We start from the raw sequence: 19,667 nt of genomic DNA on the forward strand, positions 1-19,667 counted from the left end.
ACACAACAAAATAAAGGAAGAATGAAGCCGTAGTCGAGCACACCGAAAGGTGCAGCAACCACTACGGCTTAATTTTTGGTTTTGTGGCCATTTTCCTAGATACAAAGTTTATGCATTATTCCGACCGTATGGGATTGATAGATTAGCTATCCTGAATGACAGTTCGCCCTGGCTGTCAGTTCTTTATGATGTACCAAGGGACAGACTTTTTCGTTTTATCTTCGATACCCTGCATACTTGAAAGCCTGGGAGGAATCTCATGCGGTTCGATGGATATGATCAACAGTTTGGTAATCGTCTAGAGGTCTTTCATGCGGTCGTGATTCCCGCGATGTTGGCGGAGCTTTCGCCGGAGCAGTAAGAACAAGTTACCAAGGGGATCAAAGAATTTCCGTTCGAAGCGGTGCTAGGTGTCTTGAACTCCAGGCACAGTCACGAGGAGAAGGTTTCCCGAATACTGGCTATCAGCGGTACATGGATGAATGCTGCTTCCGGTAGTCAGGGGGCACTAGGCCCATTGAGCAGCACACCGTGCTCCGAACGGTTAGGCATAGGCATTAGATGGGGTGAGATTGCTTTTTCACCATTATTGAATTTTGCAGAGAAACTTATTGGTGGATTTCCGACTTGGCCAGGCGTGCTCAGGGAATTTGCTGACAATCAAGAATTTAACCGTGACCATTTTTCGCAGCGGCTTAAGGAGATTTCGCGGTGTCTGACTTCGTTTCTGATAGACCGCTAGATGTTTCTGGATCTAGGGTCTTATTCGGTATCGGTACTGCGCTGCCGGGCTCTTTGCTCTTGTCTATTTCGTGTGATGGTGACAATGAAGGCTGGTGAGACGTTGCGCGACCGGCGTGGTTTTGATTGCGTTTGCGGTGGTGTTTCTCGGTGGGGCTGCATTGAGGAAGTCGGGGCGTCGTCAAGCGCTGTGGGGACTGCTGTTTGTTGCCTACAGCGTTCTAGGCGCGCTGCTTGTCCCTAGTGGTACCAACCGCTTTTTACGGTTTGTGTTTGGGCTGGTGTGATGGGCAATATTTGGCTCACGCTGCGGCAGCCCGACAGGATCTAAATTCCGGCTTTTTGTTTGAGGGTTGTAGAATAGGGCCGGTATTTCTGTGCTAGTTCCAACCAAGAAAGGGTAGGGCTGAATGTCGGAGCGCAATCACAACGGGCAAGGCGGCCGTGACCGCAAGCCACGCAATAACAAAGGCCGTGATTTCAAAGGCGGGTCTCGGAAGAAGAAGTCTTTTTCGCCGCAGCGCTCCGGTTACCGTGAGGAACGTATTAATCGCCGCATGAGTGATCCTGATATTCCCGCGGAAGTTGACGTAAACGACCTGGACCCGATGGTTTTGCAGGACTTGAAGTCTCTGTCGAAAGAGAACTCCGAGGCCGTCGCCAAGCATATGATTATGGCTGCAACGTGGATGGAAGATGATCCTAAGCTGGCCCTGCGCCACGCACGCGCTGCCAAGGATCGTGCAGGCCGTGTGGCAATTGCCCGCGAGGTCAATGGAATCGCTGCGTATCGCGCCGGCGAGTGGAAAGAAGCATTGGCTGAGCTGCGTGCCGCGCGCCGCATTTCCGGTGGGCCTGGAATGCTAGCGGTGATGGCTGATTGCGAGCGTGGCCTCGGTCGTCCCGAGAAGGCCGTTGAGCTGGGTCGCACGGATGAAGCGGCAGATCTCGACGAGGAATCCAAGATTGAGCTAGCTATTGTTTTAGCCGGCGCCCGTCTCGACATGGGACAAGCTGAGTCCGCGGTTGTCACCATCCAGCGCGCTAACCCGGATCGTGATGCCCGCGGGGTGAGCGCATGTCGCCTCGCTTATGCCTACGGTAATGCTTTGTTGGAAGCAGGCCGAAAGGATGAGGCCAAAGAGTGGTTTGAGCACGCGGTTTCGATTGATGAAGGCGACTGGACCGATGCTGGCGAACGTCTAGAGGAGTGCAAATAGTGACGGTTTTAAGCAAGCATGACGCTCTTCTTCTTGATTTGGATGGGACTGTGTGGGAAGGCGGCCGACCCCTTTCCAACGTAGTGGACGTTATCAATACGTGCGGAGTGCCGGCGGTGTACGTAACCAACAATGCTTCGCGTAGCCCAGAGGCAGTGGCGAAGATGCTGGCGGACATTGGGCTAAAGGCCGGCACTGAGCAGATAGTTACCTCTGCTCAGGCGGTACTTCAACTAGCGGCGGAAGAGGTTCCAGCTGGCTCAAAGCTCCTCATTATTGGCGCAGATTCCTTCCGTGATTTGGCTGGAGAGATGGGCTTCAAAGTCGTCTCCAGTGCTGATGATAAACCTGCTGCCGTCTTGCAGGGCTTTGATCGGACTGTTGGCTGGGAACAGCTTACGGAAGGGGCCTTGGCCATCCGCCAAGGGGCTAAGTTCTTTGCCTCGAACCTAGATACCTCTCTGCCTATTGAGCGGGGATTGGCTGTGGGTAATGGTTCCTTGGTGGCTGCAATCCAGTCCGCGACCGGCGTAGAGCCGGCGTCCGCGGGGAAACCGGAGCCGGCCATGTTTACCTTTGCCGCGAAGCAGATCGGCGCGAAGAAGCCGCTTGCTGTGGGTGACCGCTTGGATACTGACATCGCAGGTGGCAATACCGCTGCAATGGATACATTCCATGTCCTCACCGGCGTTTCAGGCGAGTTGGAGCTTATTGAGGCTCCTGTAGAGGCTCGCCCTAACTTTATTGGCGCGGGCTTGCACGAGCTGGCCTTACCGGTATCCGTTGCCCGGCCCGGAGCACAGGGCGGATTTACGGCGCGGTGTGATGGTCACGATCTCCTGTTGGAGGGCGGCGAGGAAAAATCTACTTCGGTGCAGGCACTGCGTACTGTGCTGGAGGTAGCGTGGGCAATGCCGAAACCGCCGCGTTATATCCAGCCACGCAGTGAGTATGCAGAAAAGGCAGTGGCTCAATGGCGGTAAAGCCCCATGACTTTCGAGCAGTCAAGGAACCGGCAGCCATCGATGTTGAGGTAGCTGAGATTCTTGGAGAAGACGCAACTGACTTGGCCGCTGAGGTGGACCAGCTTGACCGCGCCCACAATGTGTTGCGAGATGCTTTGCAGGAGAATTAATGCCCCCACAACGTCGTAGGCTAGACGCGGAGCTCGTGCGCCGAAAGATTGCGCGCTCTCGTGAGCAGGCCCGAGAGATGATTAAGTCCGGCCGTGTGACGGTAGCCGGCTTCAAAGCGCAGAAGCCGGCGTCAATAGTCGAGCCCGAGGTCTCCATCAAGGTAGAGGAAGCCGAAGAGGACAAGTGGGCTTCCCGCGGCGCGCATAAGCTTTTGGGCGCCTTGGCGGCGTTCGACGTCGACATGAATGGCCGCATCCTCGATGCCGGCGCTTCTACTGGTGGTTTTACTGACGTGTGCCTGGAACACGGTGCGCAGGAAGTGCTGTCTGTTGACGTGGGCTATGGGCAGCTGCTCTGGCGGCTGCAAAATGATGATCGCGTGACAGTTTTAGACCGCACCAATATCCGGAATTTGACGCTCGAGCTTACCGACGGCCCCTGCGACGGCATGGTAGGCGATCTGTCATTCATTTCCCTCCGCCTAGTATTGCCAGCCATTGTGGATTGCCTGAAGGACGGCGCCTGGTTGCTGCCAATGGTGAAGCCGCAGTTCGAGGTCGGTAAGGAGCGCCTCGGAAGCGGCGGCGTGGTTCGTTCACCGGAACTGCGCAAAGAAGTAACCAAAGAAGTGGCGGAATTTGCTCTGTCCTTGGGCCTGAGCATGCATGGAGCTGTAGCGTCCCCGCTGCCTGGGCCGAGCGGCAATGTGGAGTACTTCCTGTGGCTGAAAAAGGACGGCCAGCCCACGGATCTGTCTAAAGTGGAAGAGATGATTGACCGCGCAGTCGAGGAAGGCCCACAATGAACCGTGAGATTCTATTGGTTCCCCATGCCAACCGCCAAGAGAATCTGCGGGCGACCTCGCGCGCGGCAGAGCTATTGCAGGATGCCGGCATTACCGTCCGGGTGTGCGCCGACGATAAGGTGCTTCCAGGGCTCAAGCACGTTCCACATACCGAAAAAGCGGCAGCGGGCTGCGAATTGGTGCTGGTACTGGGCGGCGACGGAACATTCCTCCGCGCAGCCGATATGGCGCGCGCCGTGGATATTCCGGTGTTGGGCATCAACCTAGGCCACGTGGGTTTTCTGGCCGAGTGGGAGGTTGAATCCCTCGATCAAGCCTTGGTGCGGGTCATCGAAAAGAGGTACCGCATCGAGGACCGGCTTACCATCGACGTGTCCATTTTCGATGAGGAAGGGACCCTTCTGAACCGTAGCTGGGCGTTGAACGAAGCCTCGGTAGAAAACCAAAACCGGTCCGGCGTATTGGACGCAATCTTGGAAATTGACCGCAGGCCGGTATCCTCCTTTGGCTGCGATGGCGTGTTGATTTCTACCCCGACCGGGTCGACTGCCTACGCGTTTTCTGCGGGCGGGCCGGTGTTGTGGCCGTCGCTTGATGCGATCTTGGTGGTACCGAATAATGCGCACGCGCTGTTTACCAAGCCACTGGTTGTTTCGCCTAACTCTTTGGTGGCGGTCGAATCAACGATGCGTACAACGCCAGCCGCTGTGATTCTGGACGGCTTCCGTGAGTTCGCGATGCCACCAGGGGCACGCGTGGAGGTAGTGCGGGGCGAGCGTCCAGTGCGGTGGGTACGCTTGGATGACCAACCTTTTACTGACCGTTTAGTGTCGAAGCTGCGCCTGCCCGTAGAAGGGTGGCGCGGGCCGAAGGAGAAGTAGTGCTCGTCGATATTTCCATCAATGATCTGGGCGTCATAAGCCAAAGCTCCGCGGAGCTATCCGCCGGGTTGACCGTGCTTACTGGTGAGACCGGTGCAGGTAAGACCATGGTGGTTACCGGACTGCGACTCTTAGCAGGCGGACGCGCAGATGCTTCGCGTGTACGTGACGGCGCAAAGAAGGCCGCAGTGGAGGGGCACTTTTCTTCGGCGAAGGACTCTATCAGCGAGCTGGTGGAATCGGTAGGCGGGGAGCCCGACGAAAATGGAGAATACATCGTCTCCCGCACGGTTTCTGCCGCAGGAAGATCGAGAGCCTATTTAGGCGGTCGGGCGGTCCCCGCGGCAACCTTAGGCGAGTTCGCGCGCGAGCTCATTACGGTGCATGGGCAAAATGATCAGCTGCGGTTGCTAGCGCCGGAGGAACAATTGGGCGCGGTTGATCGTGCGGATCCGAAGTTGGCGGGCGTGCGCCAGCGCTACACCGAGGCATTCAAGAAATGGCGCGGCCTCGCCAAGGACTATAAGCGGCGCACCGAGCAGCGCCGTGAACTCGCACAGGAAGTCGACCGCCTGCAATTCGCAGTCGATGAGATCGATGGTATCGACCCAGAACCTGGCGAGGATGAAGAACTAGTGCAGCTGGTTCGCAAGCTGCAGGACGTCGATGGGCTGCGAGAGTCCGCGGAAATTGCGTTGGCGGCCATTGACGGCACCGAGGAGCTGGAGGAGGCTGCCTCGGCCTTGCTGGGCCGGGCGGTTTCTGCATTGGCGGGTTCCACCGATAACGAACTGGCGGCCTTGGGAGAGCGGCTCAGCGAGATCACTTCGCAGCTGGGCGATATTTCGGGTGAGCTTGGTGGATATCTGGCTGGGCTGCCGGCGGATCCACACCTATTGGAAAAGTCCCTGCAGCGGCAGCAAGAATTGCGCACTTTGACCAGGAAGTACGCGGGGGATATTGATGGCGTCGTGGCCTGGCGCAATGAGGCGGCGGCAAAGCTCGAGTCCATGGATACCTCCACAGAGGCCCTAGAGGAACTAAAGAAGCAGGTTAAGGACGCTGAATCGGTGATGATTGAGCGGGCGGGGGAGCTTACAAAGGGGCGTCGGAAAGCGGCGAAAGCTTTGGGGGAGCAGGTGACGCAGGAGCTCCATGGCTTGGCCATGCCGAATTCGACGTTGACGGTTGAGCTTACGGAGGCAAAGTATTCTAAAACTGGCGCGGACGCGGCCGAACTGCAGTTGAATGGCAAGCCGATTGCGTCTGCTGCCTCGGGTGGCGAGCTTTCCCGTGTCATGCTGGCCCTAGAAGTGGTGCTGGCGGATGAAGACGGCGCCACCTTGGTCTTCGATGAGGTAGACGCCGGCGTGGGCGGGCGCGCGGCGGTGGAGATTGGTCGCCGCCTAGCTCGCTTGGCGGTACACAACCAGGTGATTGTGGTGACGCACTTGCCGCAGGTAGCGGCGTATGCTGATGCGCATCTTCATGTGTCAAAAGAGAAATTCACCTCTGGCGTGGCTGAGCTATCACAGGAGGAACGCGTGGAGGAACTGGCCCGCATGCTGGCAGGTTTGGATGATACCGAAACCGGCCGCGCGCACGCGCAGGAGCTTTTTGACCGCGCACAGGAAGAAGCTTCCGCGCGCCTCACCCACTCGAAACGATAATCACGCCACAATAGGGTCCATGGCTCTGTTTTCCCGTAACCCCGAGCAGCCTGGTGCACTGCGTGATTGCACTCCAGGCGCTAAGGGGATGAAAAAGTTTAGTGAAGGCGATGTCGCCGTAATTGATGCGGCCAATATCTCTCGCCACGAGGCCCAGACTCTCGTAGACCTCAAGCCTTCCGCCGTAATTAATGTGGCGGAGTTTTCTACCGGTTCGATCCCTAACTACGGGCCGCACATGCTTCTCGACGCCGACATTACTCTCCTTGAAGGCGTTGGCCAGTCCTTTGTCTCCGAATTTAAGGAGGGAAAGAGGGCGTGCATCGGGGAGGATGGCACCGTCTTCAGCGGCGATAAGGCCCTTGGCACCGGCCGTATGGTTACCCGCGAACGAGCAGAGAAGAACTTCGCTTCGGCTCAGGGCGCATTGATTGATCACATGGAATCCTTCTTTGGCAATTCCATCGATTTTATTAACTCGGAGGGGCCTCTGCTTATCGACGGCCTCGGCGTCCCCGCCTCTGGGTCCGAGATAGCCGGCCGCAAGGTAGTCCTGTTTTCGCCGACGGATAAGCACCGCGAACAGCTCAAGCAGCTGCGGAACTTTATCCGCGAGTATGAGCCACTGCTTATCGCTGTAGGAGCGGCAGCAGATTCGCTGCTGGCCCAAGGATATAAGCCAGATTTCATTATCGGCGATCCCAATAGCGTAAGCGACGAAGCACTGCGTTGTGGCGCTCGCGTTATCGTGCCCGCCGATCCTGAAGGTGAGGTAGAAGGCCTTGATCGCATTCAGGACCTTGGCATCGGCGCCATGACCTTCCCCGCAGCAACGCATTCTGGCACCGACTTGGGCCTGCTCTTTGCTGATTATCACGGCGCGGATCTCATTGTGCAGGCCGGCGGTGGGGTAGATCTCGACGATATTTTCGAGGACCGCACCAACCCCTCGGCCGTGCTTTCCCGGCTCAAGGCCGGCACCAAGGTGGTCGACGCGGATGCAGTGATCAACCTCTACAGTGCGCCTTCCTCCAACCTTGGTTGGCTGTGGGCGCTGCTAGGAATCTTGGTTGCTATTGCGGTGGTTATCCTCATCGTCGGTTTCGGCGGCAACCAGGACTTTGCTAGCAACCTCAGCGAAACCTGGTCTAGCCTTTTTGGAGGCGCATAGGGCATGGCAAAGGCTGAGCTTGTAGCAGGCTTGGGTTTCGGTGCCGCGGTAGGCGTCGCGTTAGGTGCACTGGTGATCGCGCCTAACCTGACGACCAGTATGGCTGATGACGATCCCATCCGCGAGGAGCACCGCAAGGTGGTCCAAGACAATAAGATTCTGCAGACCCAAAATGAAGCTAGCGATAAGATCGTTGGGGATGTTGGTGCAGAATTGGTCGACGGCACTTTGTCGCAGCGCCCCGTGCTCATCGTCTCCACCGATGATGCCAACGGTGGAGACGTGAACGCGATCAAAAAGCTCTTGGAGTCTTCTGATGCCATCGAGGCTGGCGAAATTAAGCTGACCAAGGACTTCTTGCGCCCTGAAACCAAAGACGAGCTGCTGCCTATCTTGAAGGATACTGCGCCAAAGAAAGCAGACACCAAGGACCTAGATTCCACAGGAGCCCTCAGCGGCGAGGTACTGGGTACTGCATTGTCTATGGACCCGGAGAGCACCAAGCCGCTGGCATCGGTAGAAGAACGCGCAGATTTGCTCCATAAGCTGCGCGATGAGGGCTTCATTGACTACGAAGACGGCACCATCGTGCCTGCCCAGGCCATCATCGTGGTCTCCGGCAATGGCCTGCGCGGCTATCCTTCAACCGCCTTGGCGGAATTTGCCACCGGCTTGGATGATGTCAATGGCTCCGTAGTGTTGAGCGGGCGCACCAAGCAGACTCAGGATGATAAGGCGCTAGCCCAAGTGCGCGACCAGGATGCGAAACTGTCTACGGTCGACGGCACCGAACGGGCAGTGGAGCGCATCGCTGTTATTTTGGCTACCCAGGAACAACTCGATGGTGGCCAAGGCAATTATGGTTCCACCGAGACCGCAGATTCTGCCTTGCCCGGAAAGGAATAGACCATGGCGCATGACTTCAAGGTGCTCGGTTCGCAGCTGCTTGTCGACGCCCCCATTCTCGCTCTCCGCCGCGATGAAGTTCTCATGCCCGGCGGCGTTTCTGCTTCCCGCGAGGTAGTCGAGCACCTGGGTGCGGTGGCCGTAGTGGCGATAGACCCAGACGAACGTATTGCGATGGTGTATCAGTATCGCCATAGCGTGGGCAGGCGCCTGTGGGAGCTGCCGGCAGGTTTGCTTGATGTGCGAGGAGAAGATGAGCTGACCGGTGCGCAGCGCGAACTGCAGGAGGAAGCCGGGCTCAGTGCACAGACTTGGTCCGTGCTGACGGATTTGGTGACTTCTCCGGGCTTCTGCGAAGAGGCGGTGCGAGTATTCCTTGCCTCGGACCTTTCCGAGGTTCCGCGGATGGATGCCACTGGGGACGAAGAAGCCGATATGGAGGTGGCTTGGGTAGCACTGGACGATGCCGTCGATAAGGTGCTGCGGGGTGAAATCGTGAATTCGATTGCCTGCAGTGGCATCTTGGCTGCCTACGCGGTGCTTCGCGGCGGCAAACCGACCCGCAGCGTGGAGGAGCCATTTGAGCTGCGTCCGACGTCGATGAGCTCCCGCCGCTCAGGTGCGGATCTGAAGAAGCAGTGACCGCCGAAGATATAGCGCAGACTTGGCTCAATCACCTCGCGGTTGAGCGAGGAGTCTCTGCTAATACGCTGAGCAACTATCGCCGCGATGTCCGCCGCTACGTTGGCTGGTTGCAGGACAACGGGGTAGAGGATCTGCGCGCGGTGACGCGGCCGATGGTGGAGGCCTACCTCAAAGACTTACGGTCAAAACTGGCCACCTCCTCAGCCAATCGTGCGCTTATCGTGGCGCGCGGTCTGCATAAATTTGCCGTGGCGGAGGGCGTCGTGGACGTAGACGTCGCGGCTGAGGTAACCCCTCCGTCAACCGGACAGCATCTGCCAGAGACACTATCGGTGGATGAGGTTACCCGCCTTATCGAGGCGACTCCCACCGAAACACCGGTGGATGTGCGCGACCGTGCATTGCTGGAGATGCTCTACGGTACCGGTGCGCGAATCTCAGAAGTTATCTCTCTCAATGTCGATGACGTTTCCTCCGCACAAGAAGTAATTCGCCTCCGAGGCAAGAGAAATAAAGAGCGGATTGTGCCATTGGGCTCGCACTCCCGACAGGCTCTCGATGCGTATTTGGTGCGGGCACGGCCGGCGCTCAATAAAGGTAAAACCCCGGCACTATTTTTGAATACTCGCGGCGGAGCTTTATCCCGTCAAAGCGCTTGGGCAGTGCTGAAGACGGCTGCTCAGCGCGTTGAGCTTGGCAAGTCTATTTCTCCGCACACCCTCCGGCATTCTTTTGCGACGCACCTTCTGGAAGGCGGCGCAGATGTGCGCACCGTGCAAGAATTGCTGGGGCATTCATCCGTGACGACAACGCAAATATATACTCACGTCACTGCCGATTCCTTGCGTGAGGTCTGGCGTACTGCGCACCCTCGCGCCTAAGAAAGGACCTATATGCATTCAACTCGATTGGCCGGTGCGGTGCTTTCTACCGCATTACTTTTTCCAGCAGCGGCGCACGCACAGTTGCCGCCCGAGGTGGAAGCCGCTATTGCTTCTCCCATCTCGGTTCCTGCAGGCCAGACTACGACCGTGAGCCTGCCTGTGCCAGCCGAGGCTAACTACTCGGGCGATGGGTGGAAAGTCTCAGCGTCCGGGACCTCCGCTACCATTACCGCCCCAGCAGAGGGCGGCCAAATCTCAGTGCCTGTGTCTGCTGAAGGTATGAACGCAACTCTCACGCTCGTCGCCGATGGTTCAGTCGCGCAGGAGGATATTCAAGAAGAAATTGACGGCGCGGACGGCGGCCCAGCACCAGCCCCGGATCCGAACAAGCCGGCTGGAGGCGGAAATGCCCCAGCAGGCAAAGATGTCGAAGAAGAGGAAGGGAAGCCTGCTCCAGCACAGGAAAAGGGAAACCTACCGGTAGTCCCTGGGAATAAGCCTGAGCGCCAGCCGGCCGGGGAAGCCAATCTTGATGGTGCGGAATACGTCAACCTTGAGTCCCATATCGAAGGAAATACAATTACCGCGAAGATGGGCCTCAAGCAGGCCTATGATCTCTACCAGCAGTTCAAGGACACGGAAGAAAACGACGTCAAGCTGCGCTACCTCGATGGCGAAGGCAATATTATCCAGGGCGTAAAGCGTGATGTGGATGCGACCTCGCGGACCCTCACCTTGACCTATCCGGAGGGTGAGGCGCCTGATAATCCCTTCATTATGCAGTTGCTGCGCAACGATGGTTCTGGTGCTGCGCTAATCATCACTTTGCAGGATCCCAACTATAAATCTGCGGCGAAAAACCTCGACGAGCGGCAACGAGAAGCCCCCAAAGAAGAGGACGGGGATTCACATTTGGGCTGGATCATTGGCGGAGCAGCCGTAGCGGTACTGATTACGCTCATAGCTCTAGCGGCGGCGCTCAAACGCCATTCTAGTCAACGCCAAAAGCTTGATATAGACTAAGTCTCTGTACTTTTAAGCTGTAGCGGGTACGCTTTAATGACAACGTTGTAATCAACCCTAAGCCAAGTGTCATGGTCCGGAACTTGGCGTCAAGGAAGCAGGTGTGACTGTGAGCGAAGAGGGTCTCTTTTCTGCCTCTGACGTAGAGGTGGGGCTGACCGGTCGTCCTATCCGCGAGTTACCAGAACCCGCCCTCTTGGAAAAGCATGGACCGGCGACCATCATTTCGATGTGTAATCAAAAGGGTGGCGTCGGCAAAACCACCTCTACCATCAATATGGGCGCCTGCTTGGCCGAGTATGGTCGTAAAGTCCTCTTGGTTGACCTTGACCCTCAGGGTGCGCTTTCGGCGGGTCTCGGCCTCACGCATGATGATATCGAGGACACGATCTATGACGTGATGCTCGATAGTCACACCTCAATTCACTCCGCTATCCAGCACACTGGCGTTTCGGGGTTGGATTTAGTGCCGGCGAATATTGACCTTTCCGCTGCGGAAATTCAGATGGTCAATGAGGTCGGTCGCGAGCACACCCTTGCTCGGGCCTTGCGTCCGGTGCGCCGCGATTATGATTTCATCATCATTGACTGCCAGCCCTCCTTAGGGCTGCTTACCGTTAACGCTCTAGCTTGCTCTCAGGGCGTAATCATCCCCATGGAGTGCGAGTTCTTCTCCCTGCGCGGTTTGGCGTTGTTGACCGATACTGTGGAAAAAGTTTCTGATCGCATCAATTTCGACCTTGAGGTAATGGGCATCTTGGTGACCATGTTTGATCGCCGCACAAAGCATGCCCGGGAAGTTATGTCCCGAGTGGTGGATTACTTTGGCGATAAGGTCTTTGACACCGTCATCACTCGGACGGTACGTTTCCCCGAAACTTCAGTAGCTGGGGAGCCGATTACCACGTGGGCGCCTAATTCCCCGGCTACGCAGCAGTATCGGGATCTGGCCAAAGAGGTCATTGAACGCTCTACCGTCTAAGGCATCGTGACCCAGCCGGAGATTACGGGCTTTCGCATTGCCCTGCGAAATTTTGAGGGCCCTTTTGACCTGCTTTTGCAGCTTATCCAGTCCAAGAAGATGGACGTAACTGACGTTGCGCTATCAGAGGTAACGGATGAGTTCGTTGCTTATACACGTCAGCTGGGTGAATCCGCGGATCTAAACGAGATCACTGATTTTTTGCTGGTGGCAGCTACACTTTTGGATCTGAAGGCGGCACGGCTTTTGCCGCGCGGTGATGTCGACGATATTGAAGATCTAGAGCTGCTGGAATCGAGAGACCTCCTTTTTGCCCGGCTTTTGCAGTACAAGGCTTATAAGCAAGCGGCGGACCAATTCGCGGTACGGCAGCGCGAAGCGCAGCGCAGCTATCCGCGTGCGGTAGCAATCGAGGAGAAGTTTGCAGAACTCTTGCCACCAGTCTCGCTCGGTCATACGCCAGCCAGTTTTGCCGAACTTGCAGCGGGGGTTTTCCGCCCGAAGCCGCCGGAGGAAGTAGCTACTGGTCACGTGCACGCCGTCGCGGTATCCGTGCCAGAGCAGGCCGGCAAGATCCTAGAGACTCTCAAGCTACTAGGAGCTGGCCAATGGACTAGTTTTGGCGCGCTCACCCGCGATTGCACGGTATCAATGCAGGTAGTTGGGCGCTTTCTTGCGCTATTAGAGCTGTACAAGGCCAAGGCTGTGGATGCCCAGCAAGAAGAAGCGCTGGGCCAATTGGACCTATCGTGGACGGGCCTCGATGTCGACCCAGCGGTAGTGGCTGCCGCGAACTGGGATTAAGGGCGCTGCTGGATGAATTCCAGCGTCTCGGGGGAAAGCTCGCGGTCAGAGTAGACGCGTACATCTGGTTCCTCTGGGTTGTCCGCGGTGCCAACGCGGCGCCCTTCCCATACCTGTTGGAGCCCTTGCTTTTCGATGACCCGGATGGACGCCGGGTGGTTTGTCGTAACGCGGGCCGTGATGGGGGAGCCGGGATCAACTTGGCGGATACTCTTTAACGCCGCCGAGGTGATCTCTGTGGCTAAGCCTGAACCCCAATGGGCGGGGCGCAGGCGGTATTTGATGTCCCAGAAGTTTCCATCTTCGACGAAGATGGCGCCACCAACACCGACGAATTCCGAAGGATTGTGGCGCATGTAGGCGGCCCAGGGGCCGAAGTGGTGAGCATCCCACGACTGGGAGGATGCCTGTGCGAGTGCACGCGTGGTGCGGATATCGGCGAAGCGCCCGTTGGGTCGGTGGCTCCAAATTCGTCCGTCACTGTAGACCTTGTGGGTCTCTTCGGTATTGGCGGCGGACAATGGGATGAGAATGAGTCTGTCGGTGCGTGTGATAGTTTCCATAGCAATATGTTAGCCGAGTCACACCCCGGATTGAAAGTGATCTGGGAAAATCCAGTCAGCATTCTCTCCTGCAGTAAGCTTGGCTGCTATGGATCTTCCCCTCATCTCGCAGCTGCGTTCCCGCCTTGAGTCAATCCTGCTCGTGCTCGACTCCCCCGCTTCGGTGGAGTCCTTAGCGCGTGCGCTGGGAGCAGAAAGGGACGTCGTCAGTGATTGCCTGCGTGCAATTCAGAGAGAGTTGGACAGCCGCGGCTCTGGCATTGAGCTGCGCGAGACCCACGAGGGGTGGCGGTTTTATACGCGCACCGCGAATGCCGGTGCGGTTGAAGAATTTCTTTTGGATGGCGCCCAGACAAAGCTGTCACGCGCTGCCCTAGAGACGCTAGCGGTAGTGGCTTACCGCCAGCCCGTAACGCGCCAGCAGGTGGCAGCGGTTCGTGGAGTTAACGTCGATGGTGTCATGCGTACCCTGAACCTGCGCGGGTTGGTCCGGGAGTTGCCGCAGGATGATTTTGAAGGCGCCGCGCACCGGTATGAAACGACGGAATTGTTCTTAGAGCTTTTGGGGATTGATTCCTTGGAGCGTCTGCCGGATCTAGCGCCGCTGCTTCCTGACGTGGAGGCGATCGACGAAGAGTACTAACGTGGGGTAGGATTGCCCAGGTAATTTCATATCTTCGAGAGAAAAGGACACGTACGTGACTCCTCCCGCTCGCCGTGACGGCACACCGGAAAAGAAGCAGCGAGACAGTGACATCATTGTCTCCAATGCCAAACCGGCCCGCCACCAGCATGTGTCAAAGAAAAAGCAGAAGGCCACCGCGGAATCCGTAGCCCGCGATTTGGGTGCCGATTGGCTGGTAGATGGAGACAAGCCCAAGGGAGAGCGCCTCCAGAAGGTGCTCGCCAAGGCTGGCGTCGCTTCTCGTCGCCACGCAGAAATCCTCATCGATGCCGGTCGTGTTGAGGTCAATGGCAAGGTAATCACCAAGCAAGGCGTCAAGGTAAACCCATCTGTAGATGTCATCCGCGTAGACGGTGTACGCGTCAACGTCAATGAAGAGCAGGAATATTTCGTGCTCAATAAGCCACGCGGCATGCAGTCCACCATGTCTGATGACCTAGGCCGCCCGTGTGTGGGCGATGTGGTTTCAGAAAAGGTCGCTGCCGGCCAGCGGCTTTTCCATGTTGGTCGCCTCGACGCCGATACTGAAGGCCTGCTCATCCTCACTAATGATGGCGAGTTGGCTAACCGCTTGATGCACCCCAAGTACGAGGTGACTAAGACCTATCTCGCCACCGTTCTGGGTGAGGCCGATAGGAAGCTCGTGCGCAAGCTCAAGGAAGGTATTGAGCTGGACGACGGCCTAGCGAAGGCCGACTTTGCACAGGTCGTTGATACCAACCAGGGCTATTCCTTGGTGCGGCTCGAGCTCCATGAGGGACGCAAGCACATTGTGCGTCGCATGTTGAAGGAGGCGGGATTCCCCGTGCAGCGTTTGGTGCGCACCAAACTGCATACGGTGCAGCTGGGCGATATGAAGCCTGGTGGCCTGCGTGCGCTCAATTCCAGCGAGTTGACTAGTTTGTACAAGGCGGTGGAAATGTAATGATTTCTAATTTGCCAAACGAAGGCCTCATCCTAGCGGTAGATGGCCCTTCTGGAACTGGAAAATCGACTACTTGCCGTGCCCTAGCCAAGCAGCTGGAGGCAAAATACGTCGACACTGGTGCAATGTACCGTGTGGCAACGCTTGCCGTGCTGCGCAAAGGCGTGGACCCTGCGGACACCGCCGCGGTCATTGCAGCTACCGCGGATTTGCCATTGCAGGTATCCGATGACCCAGATTCCACCGAGGTTCTACTCGGCGGCGAGGATGTCTCGCGCGTTATTCGGGAAGACGAGGTTACTCGCAATGTGTCCGCCGTATCCGCCATTCCGGAGGTGCGTGAGAACCTAGTAGCCCTGCAGAGAAAGCTTGCCCGCGAGGCTCACCGCGCGATTGTAGAAGGGCGCGATATTGGCACTGTAGTGCTTGCCGACGCCCCCGCTAAGGCATTCATGACTGCTTCTGCCGAGGTCCGGGCTCGTCGCCGCCAAGCGCAAAACGAAAAGGCTGGGATCGCCTCGGACTATCAGACGGTGCTCGCAGACGTGCAGCGTCGAGATGCCGCGGATTCTTCCCGGGAAACCTCCCCGCTGCGCCCAGCGAATGATGCGACCCCAGTCGATACCTCTGATATGAGCCCAGAAGACGTCCTGCAGGCTCTGATTAACGTGGTAAAGGAGTCAGCCAATGACTAAACACGATCCCCAGGAAGAGTCAGAGACTCAATTCCACTATCCGGCCGGAAAGTTTGATGACGAGGTAGTGGAAGCCTCACCGGCATGGGCCGCCGACGATTTCAACACCGAGGAATTCGACTATGACTTTGATGAGTCAGAATTCGGTGAGGCTGATTATAGCGATGACGCACAGACCGAAGACGCACTGAGTGAAGAGGAATGGGAAGAGCTCTCCCGCGCATTTGGTGTGGAGTCTGACGATCACACCGAAGAAGCTTTGTGCACGGTGGCTGTGGTTGGGCGCCCCAACGTGGGTAAGTCTTCACTAGTCAACCGGTTCCTCGGCCGCCGCGAAGCGGTGGTAGAAGACCACCCAGGCGTTACCCGAGACCGAATCTCTTATGTTGCGGACTGGAACGGGCAGCGCTTTTTGGTGCAGGACACCGGCGGCTGGGATCCCAACGTGAAGGGCATCCATGCGGCAATCGCTCGTCAGGCAGAGGTGGCGATGGAAACCGCTGATGTCATTGTCATGGTGGTGGATACCAAGGTGGGTATCACCGAAACGGATGAGGTCATGGCCCGCCGCCTGCAAAAGTCCCCTGTGCCCGTGATTTTGGTATCGAATAAGTTCGATTCCGATAACCAGTATGCGGATATGGCGGAGTTTTATGCGCTGGGTCTTGGCGATCCGTGGCCTGTATCCGCCCAGCATGGCCGGGGTGGTGCGGACGTGCTCGATGAGATTTTGCGCATCTTCCCTGAAGAGCCCCGGCAAACCGCGATTACCTCGGGGCCACGCCGAGTAGCACTGGTGGGCAAGCCTAACGTGGGCAAGTCCTCGTTGCTGAATAAGCTCACCAGCGAAGAACGCTCCGTGGTGGACAATGTCGCAGGCACGACCGTGGATCCAGTGGACTCATTGGTACAGCTGGATGAGCAGCTGTGGAAGTTTATCGATACCGCGGGCCTGCGCAAGAAGGTAAAGAACGCCCAGGGGCATGAGTACTACGCCTCCTTGCGTACGCGCGGCGTTATCGATGCTGCCGAGGTGTGCATCATGCTTATTGACGCCTCTGAAGAGATTTCCGAGCAGGATCAGCGCGTGCTTAATATGGTGTTAGAAGCCGGCAAGGCCTTGGTGATCGCATTCAATAAGTGGGATCTCATGGATGAGGATCGCCGTTACTACTTGGACCGCGAAATCGATGAGCAATTGAGCCACTTGCCGTGGGCAACGCGCGTTAATATTTCAGCAGAAACTGGCCGCGCCCTGCAGAAGCTAGAACCGGCTATGATAGAGGCGCTGGAGAGCTGGGATCAGCGTGTCTCCACGGGCCAGCTGAATAACTGGATGCGTGAGGCTATCGCGGCTAATCCACCGCCAATGAAGAATAATCGCCTGCCGCGAGTGTTGTTTGCCACCCAGGCATCTACGCAGCCGCCGACCATTGTTTTGTTCACGACAGGCTTTTTGGATGCGGCGTATCGCCGCTACCTGGAGCGCAAGTTCCGCGAGCGCTTTGGCTTCCATGGAACGCCTATTCGCATTGCGGTTCGAGTAAGGGAGCGCCGCGGTAAAAAGCGCTAGCAGTATGCCCGTTACTCTGGGAGTATAGCACCGAGTCGAGCGAATCTGGCACCGGACACGGTGTGAGAATTCGCTCGCCTTTCCGTTTATGTCCGTTCATGTGAGCCTGGTTAGGATATAACCAGTTAATTGTTCTCTTTGTGACGAAAGGCGCAGTATGTTAGCTAGCGTAATTGCGCCAGACTCAATTCTGGCCATTGTCCTTCAAGTCATCATTATCCTGAGTGCCCTGCTATTGGGCACCCGCTATGGCGGCATTGGGCTAGGCCTGATTTCCGGCATCGGTTTGATGCTCATGGTCTTTGTCTTCGGCCTCGCCCCGGGTGAACCGCCAGTGTCCGTGATGCTGACCATCATTGCGGTTATCGGGTGTGCGGCTACCTTGCAACAGGCTCGCGGCCTAGAAGTGATGATGCAATTTGCCGAGAAGTTTCTTCGCGCGCACCCAGAACGCATTACCATTTTGGCGCCGCTGACCACGTGGTTCCTGACGGTATTGTGCGGTACGGGTCACGTGGTCTACACCATGTTTCCCATCATTGAGGATATTGCGCTGAAGAAGGGTATTCGTCCGGAACGTCCTATGGCGGTGGCATCGACATCGGCCCAGATGGGTATTACGGCCTCGCCAGTATCTGTGGCAACCGTGTCCTTGGCGTCTATCATCGCGGAAAATGCCGGCGCTATCGATCACGCCTATTCCATTCCGCAAATCCTGATGGTTGCTATGCCCGCCTCGCTAGCCGGCGTCATTCTAGCTGCGCTCTGGTCGCTGCGCCGTGGTAAGGATTTGGATGAGGATCCGGCATTCCAGGAGCGTATGAAGGATCCGGAGTTTGCAGAGAGCATCCACCAGTCCACCGGATCGCTTATGGATGAGGAATTTTCGCCAGAGGCAAAGCGCGCGGTGGTCATCTTCCTCGTGGCGATTGCCAGCGTTGTGGCCTTGGGAGCCTTTGAGTTCCTTCGCCCGTTAGTACCAGGGGAGGATGGCGAGTTGAGCCCGCTATCTATGAATCTGGTTATTCAGATGGTCATGTTGGTTGCTGGCGCAATCATCTTGTTGAGCTGTAAGGCTGATCCCAAAAAGATCGCGTCTACTCCCGTATTCAAAGCTGGTATGACCGCCGTGTTCTCGGTCTTCGGTGTGGCGTGGATGGCAGATACCTTCTTCGAAGCCCATATTGATGCTTTGGAGTCCAACTTGGGTTCTGTTGTTGAGGCTGCTCCATGGGCCTATGCCGTGGTTCTGGTCATCGTATCCAAGTTGGTTAACTCCCAAGCTGCAGCGTTGGTCGCGATCGCGCCTATCGGTTTGCAGTTGGGTATCGATCCCGCGATCATCGTCGGATTCTACGGCGCGGCCTATGGCTATTTCATTTTGCCGACGTACCCCTCGGACCTTGCCTGCATCGGCTTCGACCGCACGGGTACGACGCACATTGGCAAGTTCGTCATCAATCACTCCTTCCTTGTGCCTGGAGCGATTTCGGTATTCACCTCTTGCGTGGTGGGCTCGCTATTGGCTCAGGTAGTGCTTTAATCCGCTTCCCGTACCAGCACGAATGCATCCGTGCGGTACGGGATTTTAAGTTTTTGTCCGGGGCGAAAGCCTAGGTGCTCGTAGAGGTACCAGTCCAGGTTATGGGTCATGCGTTCGTGGATGGTTTCGCCATTGCTCAACCAGTAGGAGCGGGTGTGCATCAGCTGGTGAAGCTGCTCGGGGGTAAGTTCGTGTTCCCAGGTCAGGCGAAGTTCACGGTCTAAAGCCCACGGTGCGGTGTAGGTGGGGTAAAACCCCGGTTTGTGCACGTCGCCAGAGTGCATTATGCGCGAGAGCCGTAGGAGCCATGGGTCAGCGTTGACGTCGAGTGTATTCCACGCCAAGAGGATCTGCCCGCCCGGCGCGAGGACTCGGTCAAGCTCCGCGCAGGCGGCAGGCACGTCGACCCAGTGCCATGTTTGGGCAAGGCAGGCTGCATTGAGGGAGGCGTCGGCAAGCGCGGTATTTTCGGCCGTAGCTCGCAGGACGGGTAGGGGCAGGTGGGTGGCGAGGAGCCCGGCCATATTGGCGGAAGGCTCAATCGCCAAGACCCGGGCATTGGTCAAGCTTTCGGTTAGTTTTCCAGTGCCAGCGCCGATATCGGCAACAGTGTGGGCGTCAGCAATGAGCTCGGCCACCTCACCGGGATAGCCTGGGCGCACGTCGTGGTAGGTGCCTGCACCGCTGCGAAAGGCCCGTGCGGAGGTCTTGCGCTGCGTGGCGTCGCGGAAGGCAGGGCCTTGCTTTGTGGAGGCCCTGCGGTAGCTAGGGAAGTGGCGGGGATCCGGGTGGCGAGTCGACATAGCCCATCTAAC

The 19,667-nt window shown here is 57.2% G+C and carries 20 protein-coding genes; 18 read left to right on the forward strand and 2 right to left on the reverse strand.

Annotated elements, in window-relative coordinates; all coding sequences use genetic code 11:
- Window positions 1–1,151: 1,151 nt before the first annotated feature.
- The 13 genes from L8V01_RS00005 (at window position 1,152) to L8V01_RS00065 (ending at window position 12,868) form a co-directional block, all read left to right on the forward strand.
- Window positions 1,152–1,961: a tetratricopeptide repeat protein gene (locus tag L8V01_RS00005; RefSeq protein ID WP_269945143.1), complete on the forward strand. Its 810-nt coding sequence runs from the start codon at window positions 1,152–1,154 to the stop codon at window positions 1,959–1,961.
- Entirely contained in the window at window positions 1,961–2,944 is a 984-nt protein-coding gene (locus L8V01_RS00010; RefSeq protein WP_269945144.1) for an HAD-IIA family hydrolase, read from the forward strand. Before L8V01_RS00005 ends, L8V01_RS00010 begins: the two co-directional genes overlap by 1 nt.
- Complete coding sequence (locus L8V01_RS00015; RefSeq protein ID WP_269945145.1) at window positions 2,935–3,096, forward strand: hypothetical protein; 162 nt, start codon at window positions 2,935–2,937, stop codon at window positions 3,094–3,096. The genes L8V01_RS00010 and L8V01_RS00015 overlap by 10 nt, the downstream gene beginning before the upstream one ends.
- Window positions 3,096–3,902: a TlyA family RNA methyltransferase gene (locus tag L8V01_RS00020; protein WP_269945146.1), complete on the forward strand. Its 807-nt coding sequence runs from the start codon at window positions 3,096–3,098 to the stop codon at window positions 3,900–3,902. The genes L8V01_RS00015 and L8V01_RS00020 overlap by 1 nt, the downstream gene beginning before the upstream one ends.
- Window positions 3,899–4,783, forward strand: coding sequence for an NAD kinase (locus L8V01_RS00025; protein ID WP_269945147.1), 885 nt, complete (start codon window positions 3,899–3,901; stop codon window positions 4,781–4,783). Before L8V01_RS00020 ends, L8V01_RS00025 begins: the two co-directional genes overlap by 4 nt.
- Window positions 4,783–6,453 carry a DNA repair protein RecN gene (recN, locus tag L8V01_RS00030; protein ID WP_269945148.1) on the forward strand — a complete coding sequence of 557 codons (1,671 nt, stop codon included), beginning with the start codon at window positions 4,783–4,785 and terminating at the stop codon, window positions 6,451–6,453. Before L8V01_RS00025 ends, recN begins: the two co-directional genes overlap by 1 nt.
- A 19-nt stretch (window positions 6,454–6,472) precedes the next feature.
- On the forward strand, window positions 6,473–7,624 hold the full coding sequence (gene steA / locus L8V01_RS00035; RefSeq protein WP_269945149.1) for a putative cytokinetic ring protein SteA: 1,152 nt from the start codon (window positions 6,473–6,475) through the stop codon (window positions 7,622–7,624).
- A 3-nt stretch (window positions 7,625–7,627) separates the two neighbouring features.
- The gene (locus tag L8V01_RS00040; protein ID WP_269945150.1) at window positions 7,628–8,530 is read left to right on the forward strand and encodes a copper transporter; all 903 of its coding nucleotides are present in this window, start codon (window positions 7,628–7,630) and stop codon (window positions 8,528–8,530) included.
- 3 nt (window positions 8,531–8,533) lie between these two features.
- Window positions 8,534–9,172 carry an NUDIX domain-containing protein gene (locus tag L8V01_RS00045; RefSeq protein WP_269945151.1) on the forward strand — a complete coding sequence of 213 codons (639 nt, stop codon included), beginning with the start codon at window positions 8,534–8,536 and terminating at the stop codon, window positions 9,170–9,172.
- Entirely contained in the window at window positions 9,169–10,056 is an 888-nt protein-coding gene (xerD, locus tag L8V01_RS00050; RefSeq protein WP_269945152.1) for a site-specific tyrosine recombinase XerD, read from the forward strand. The genes L8V01_RS00045 and xerD overlap by 4 nt, the downstream gene beginning before the upstream one ends.
- Before the next feature lie 12 nt (window positions 10,057–10,068).
- Entirely contained in the window at window positions 10,069–11,082 is a 1,014-nt protein-coding gene (locus L8V01_RS00055; protein ID WP_269945153.1) for a hypothetical protein, read from the forward strand.
- A gap of 109 nt (window positions 11,083–11,191) precedes the next feature.
- Window positions 11,192–12,064 (forward strand): ParA family protein, encoded by an 873-nt coding sequence (locus L8V01_RS00060; RefSeq protein ID WP_269945872.1) that lies wholly within the window; start codon window positions 11,192–11,194, stop codon window positions 12,062–12,064.
- Window positions 12,065–12,070: 6 nt separating this feature from the next.
- Window positions 12,071–12,868: a segregation and condensation protein A gene (locus tag L8V01_RS00065; protein WP_269945154.1), complete on the forward strand. Its 798-nt coding sequence runs from the start codon at window positions 12,071–12,073 to the stop codon at window positions 12,866–12,868.
- Here L8V01_RS00065 and L8V01_RS00070 read toward each other — a convergent pair.
- Window positions 12,865–13,431 (reverse strand): GNAT family N-acetyltransferase, encoded by a 567-nt coding sequence (locus L8V01_RS00070; protein ID WP_269945155.1) that lies wholly within the window; start codon window positions 13,429–13,431, stop codon window positions 12,865–12,867. The two genes, L8V01_RS00065 and L8V01_RS00070, sit on opposite strands and share 4 nt — an antisense overlap.
- Before the next feature lie 88 nt (window positions 13,432–13,519).
- Here L8V01_RS00070 and scpB point away from each other — a divergent pair, with 88 nt between their 5' ends.
- From scpB to L8V01_RS00095, 5 genes are all read left to right on the forward strand, one after another.
- Window positions 13,520–14,074, forward strand: a complete 555-nt coding sequence (scpB, locus tag L8V01_RS00075) for an SMC-Scp complex subunit ScpB (RefSeq protein WP_269945156.1) — start codon at window positions 13,520–13,522, stop codon at window positions 14,072–14,074.
- Between the two features lie 55 nt (window positions 14,075–14,129).
- Entirely contained in the window at window positions 14,130–15,041 is a 912-nt protein-coding gene (locus L8V01_RS00080; protein ID WP_269945157.1) for a pseudouridine synthase, read from the forward strand.
- Complete coding sequence (gene cmk / locus L8V01_RS00085; protein ID WP_269945158.1) at window positions 15,041–15,736, forward strand: (d)CMP kinase; 696 nt, start codon at window positions 15,041–15,043, stop codon at window positions 15,734–15,736. Before L8V01_RS00080 ends, cmk begins: the two co-directional genes overlap by 1 nt.
- Window positions 15,729–17,309 (forward strand): ribosome biogenesis GTPase Der, encoded by a 1,581-nt coding sequence (gene der / locus L8V01_RS00090; RefSeq protein ID WP_269945159.1) that lies wholly within the window; start codon window positions 15,729–15,731, stop codon window positions 17,307–17,309. The genes cmk and der overlap by 8 nt, the downstream gene beginning before the upstream one ends.
- Window positions 17,310–17,466: 157 nt before the next feature.
- Window positions 17,467–18,852, forward strand: a complete 1,386-nt coding sequence (locus tag L8V01_RS00095; protein WP_269945160.1) for an anaerobic C4-dicarboxylate transporter — start codon at window positions 17,467–17,469, stop codon at window positions 18,850–18,852.
- Here the strand turns inward: L8V01_RS00095 and L8V01_RS00100 are convergent.
- Window positions 18,849–19,655 carry a class I SAM-dependent methyltransferase gene (locus tag L8V01_RS00100; protein WP_269945161.1) on the reverse strand — a complete coding sequence of 269 codons (807 nt, stop codon included), beginning with the start codon at window positions 19,653–19,655 and terminating at the stop codon, window positions 18,849–18,851. The two genes, L8V01_RS00095 and L8V01_RS00100, sit on opposite strands and share 4 nt — an antisense overlap.
- Window positions 19,656–19,667: the final 12 nt, after the last annotated feature.

It is taken from the genome of Corynebacterium curieae, from assembly GCF_027570035.1.
In the GTDB taxonomy this organism is placed as follows: Bacteria; Actinomycetota; Actinomycetes; order Mycobacteriales; family Mycobacteriaceae; genus Corynebacterium; species Corynebacterium curieae.

What these genes read in the sequence shown, in the direction of transcription:
- L8V01_RS00005 (WP_269945143.1), top strand. Translation starts at nt 1,152, where the DNA reads ATGTCGGAGCGCAATCACAACGGGCAAGGCGGCCGTGACCGCAAGCCA.
- L8V01_RS00015 (WP_269945145.1), top strand. Translation starts at nt 2,935, where the DNA reads ATGGCGGTAAAGCCCCATGACTTTCGAGCAGTCAAGGAACCGGCAGCC.
- L8V01_RS00020 (WP_269945146.1), top strand. Translation starts at nt 3,096, where the DNA reads ATGCCCCCACAACGTCGTAGGCTAGACGCGGAGCTCGTGCGCCGAAAG.
- L8V01_RS00025 (WP_269945147.1), top strand. Translation starts at nt 3,899, where the DNA reads ATGAACCGTGAGATTCTATTGGTTCCCCATGCCAACCGCCAAGAGAAT.
- steA (WP_269945149.1), top strand. Translation starts at nt 6,473, where the DNA reads ATGGCTCTGTTTTCCCGTAACCCCGAGCAGCCTGGTGCACTGCGTGAT.
- L8V01_RS00040 (WP_269945150.1), top strand. Translation starts at nt 7,628, where the DNA reads ATGGCAAAGGCTGAGCTTGTAGCAGGCTTGGGTTTCGGTGCCGCGGTA.
- L8V01_RS00045 (WP_269945151.1), top strand. Translation starts at nt 8,534, where the DNA reads ATGGCGCATGACTTCAAGGTGCTCGGTTCGCAGCTGCTTGTCGACGCC.
- L8V01_RS00055 (WP_269945153.1), top strand. Translation starts at nt 10,069, where the DNA reads ATGCATTCAACTCGATTGGCCGGTGCGGTGCTTTCTACCGCATTACTT.
- L8V01_RS00070 (WP_269945155.1), bottom strand. Translation starts at nt 13,431, where the DNA reads ATGGAAACTATCACACGCACCGACAGACTCATTCTCATCCCATTGTCC.
- scpB (WP_269945156.1), top strand. Translation starts at nt 13,520, where the DNA reads ATGGATCTTCCCCTCATCTCGCAGCTGCGTTCCCGCCTTGAGTCAATC.
- cmk (WP_269945158.1), top strand. Translation starts at nt 15,041, where the DNA reads ATGATTTCTAATTTGCCAAACGAAGGCCTCATCCTAGCGGTAGATGGC.
- der (WP_269945159.1), top strand. Translation starts at nt 15,729, where the DNA reads ATGACTAAACACGATCCCCAGGAAGAGTCAGAGACTCAATTCCACTAT.
- L8V01_RS00095 (WP_269945160.1), top strand. Translation starts at nt 17,467, where the DNA reads ATGTTAGCTAGCGTAATTGCGCCAGACTCAATTCTGGCCATTGTCCTT.
- L8V01_RS00100 (WP_269945161.1), bottom strand. Translation starts at nt 19,655, where the DNA reads ATGTCGACTCGCCACCCGGATCCCCGCCACTTCCCTAGCTACCGCAGG.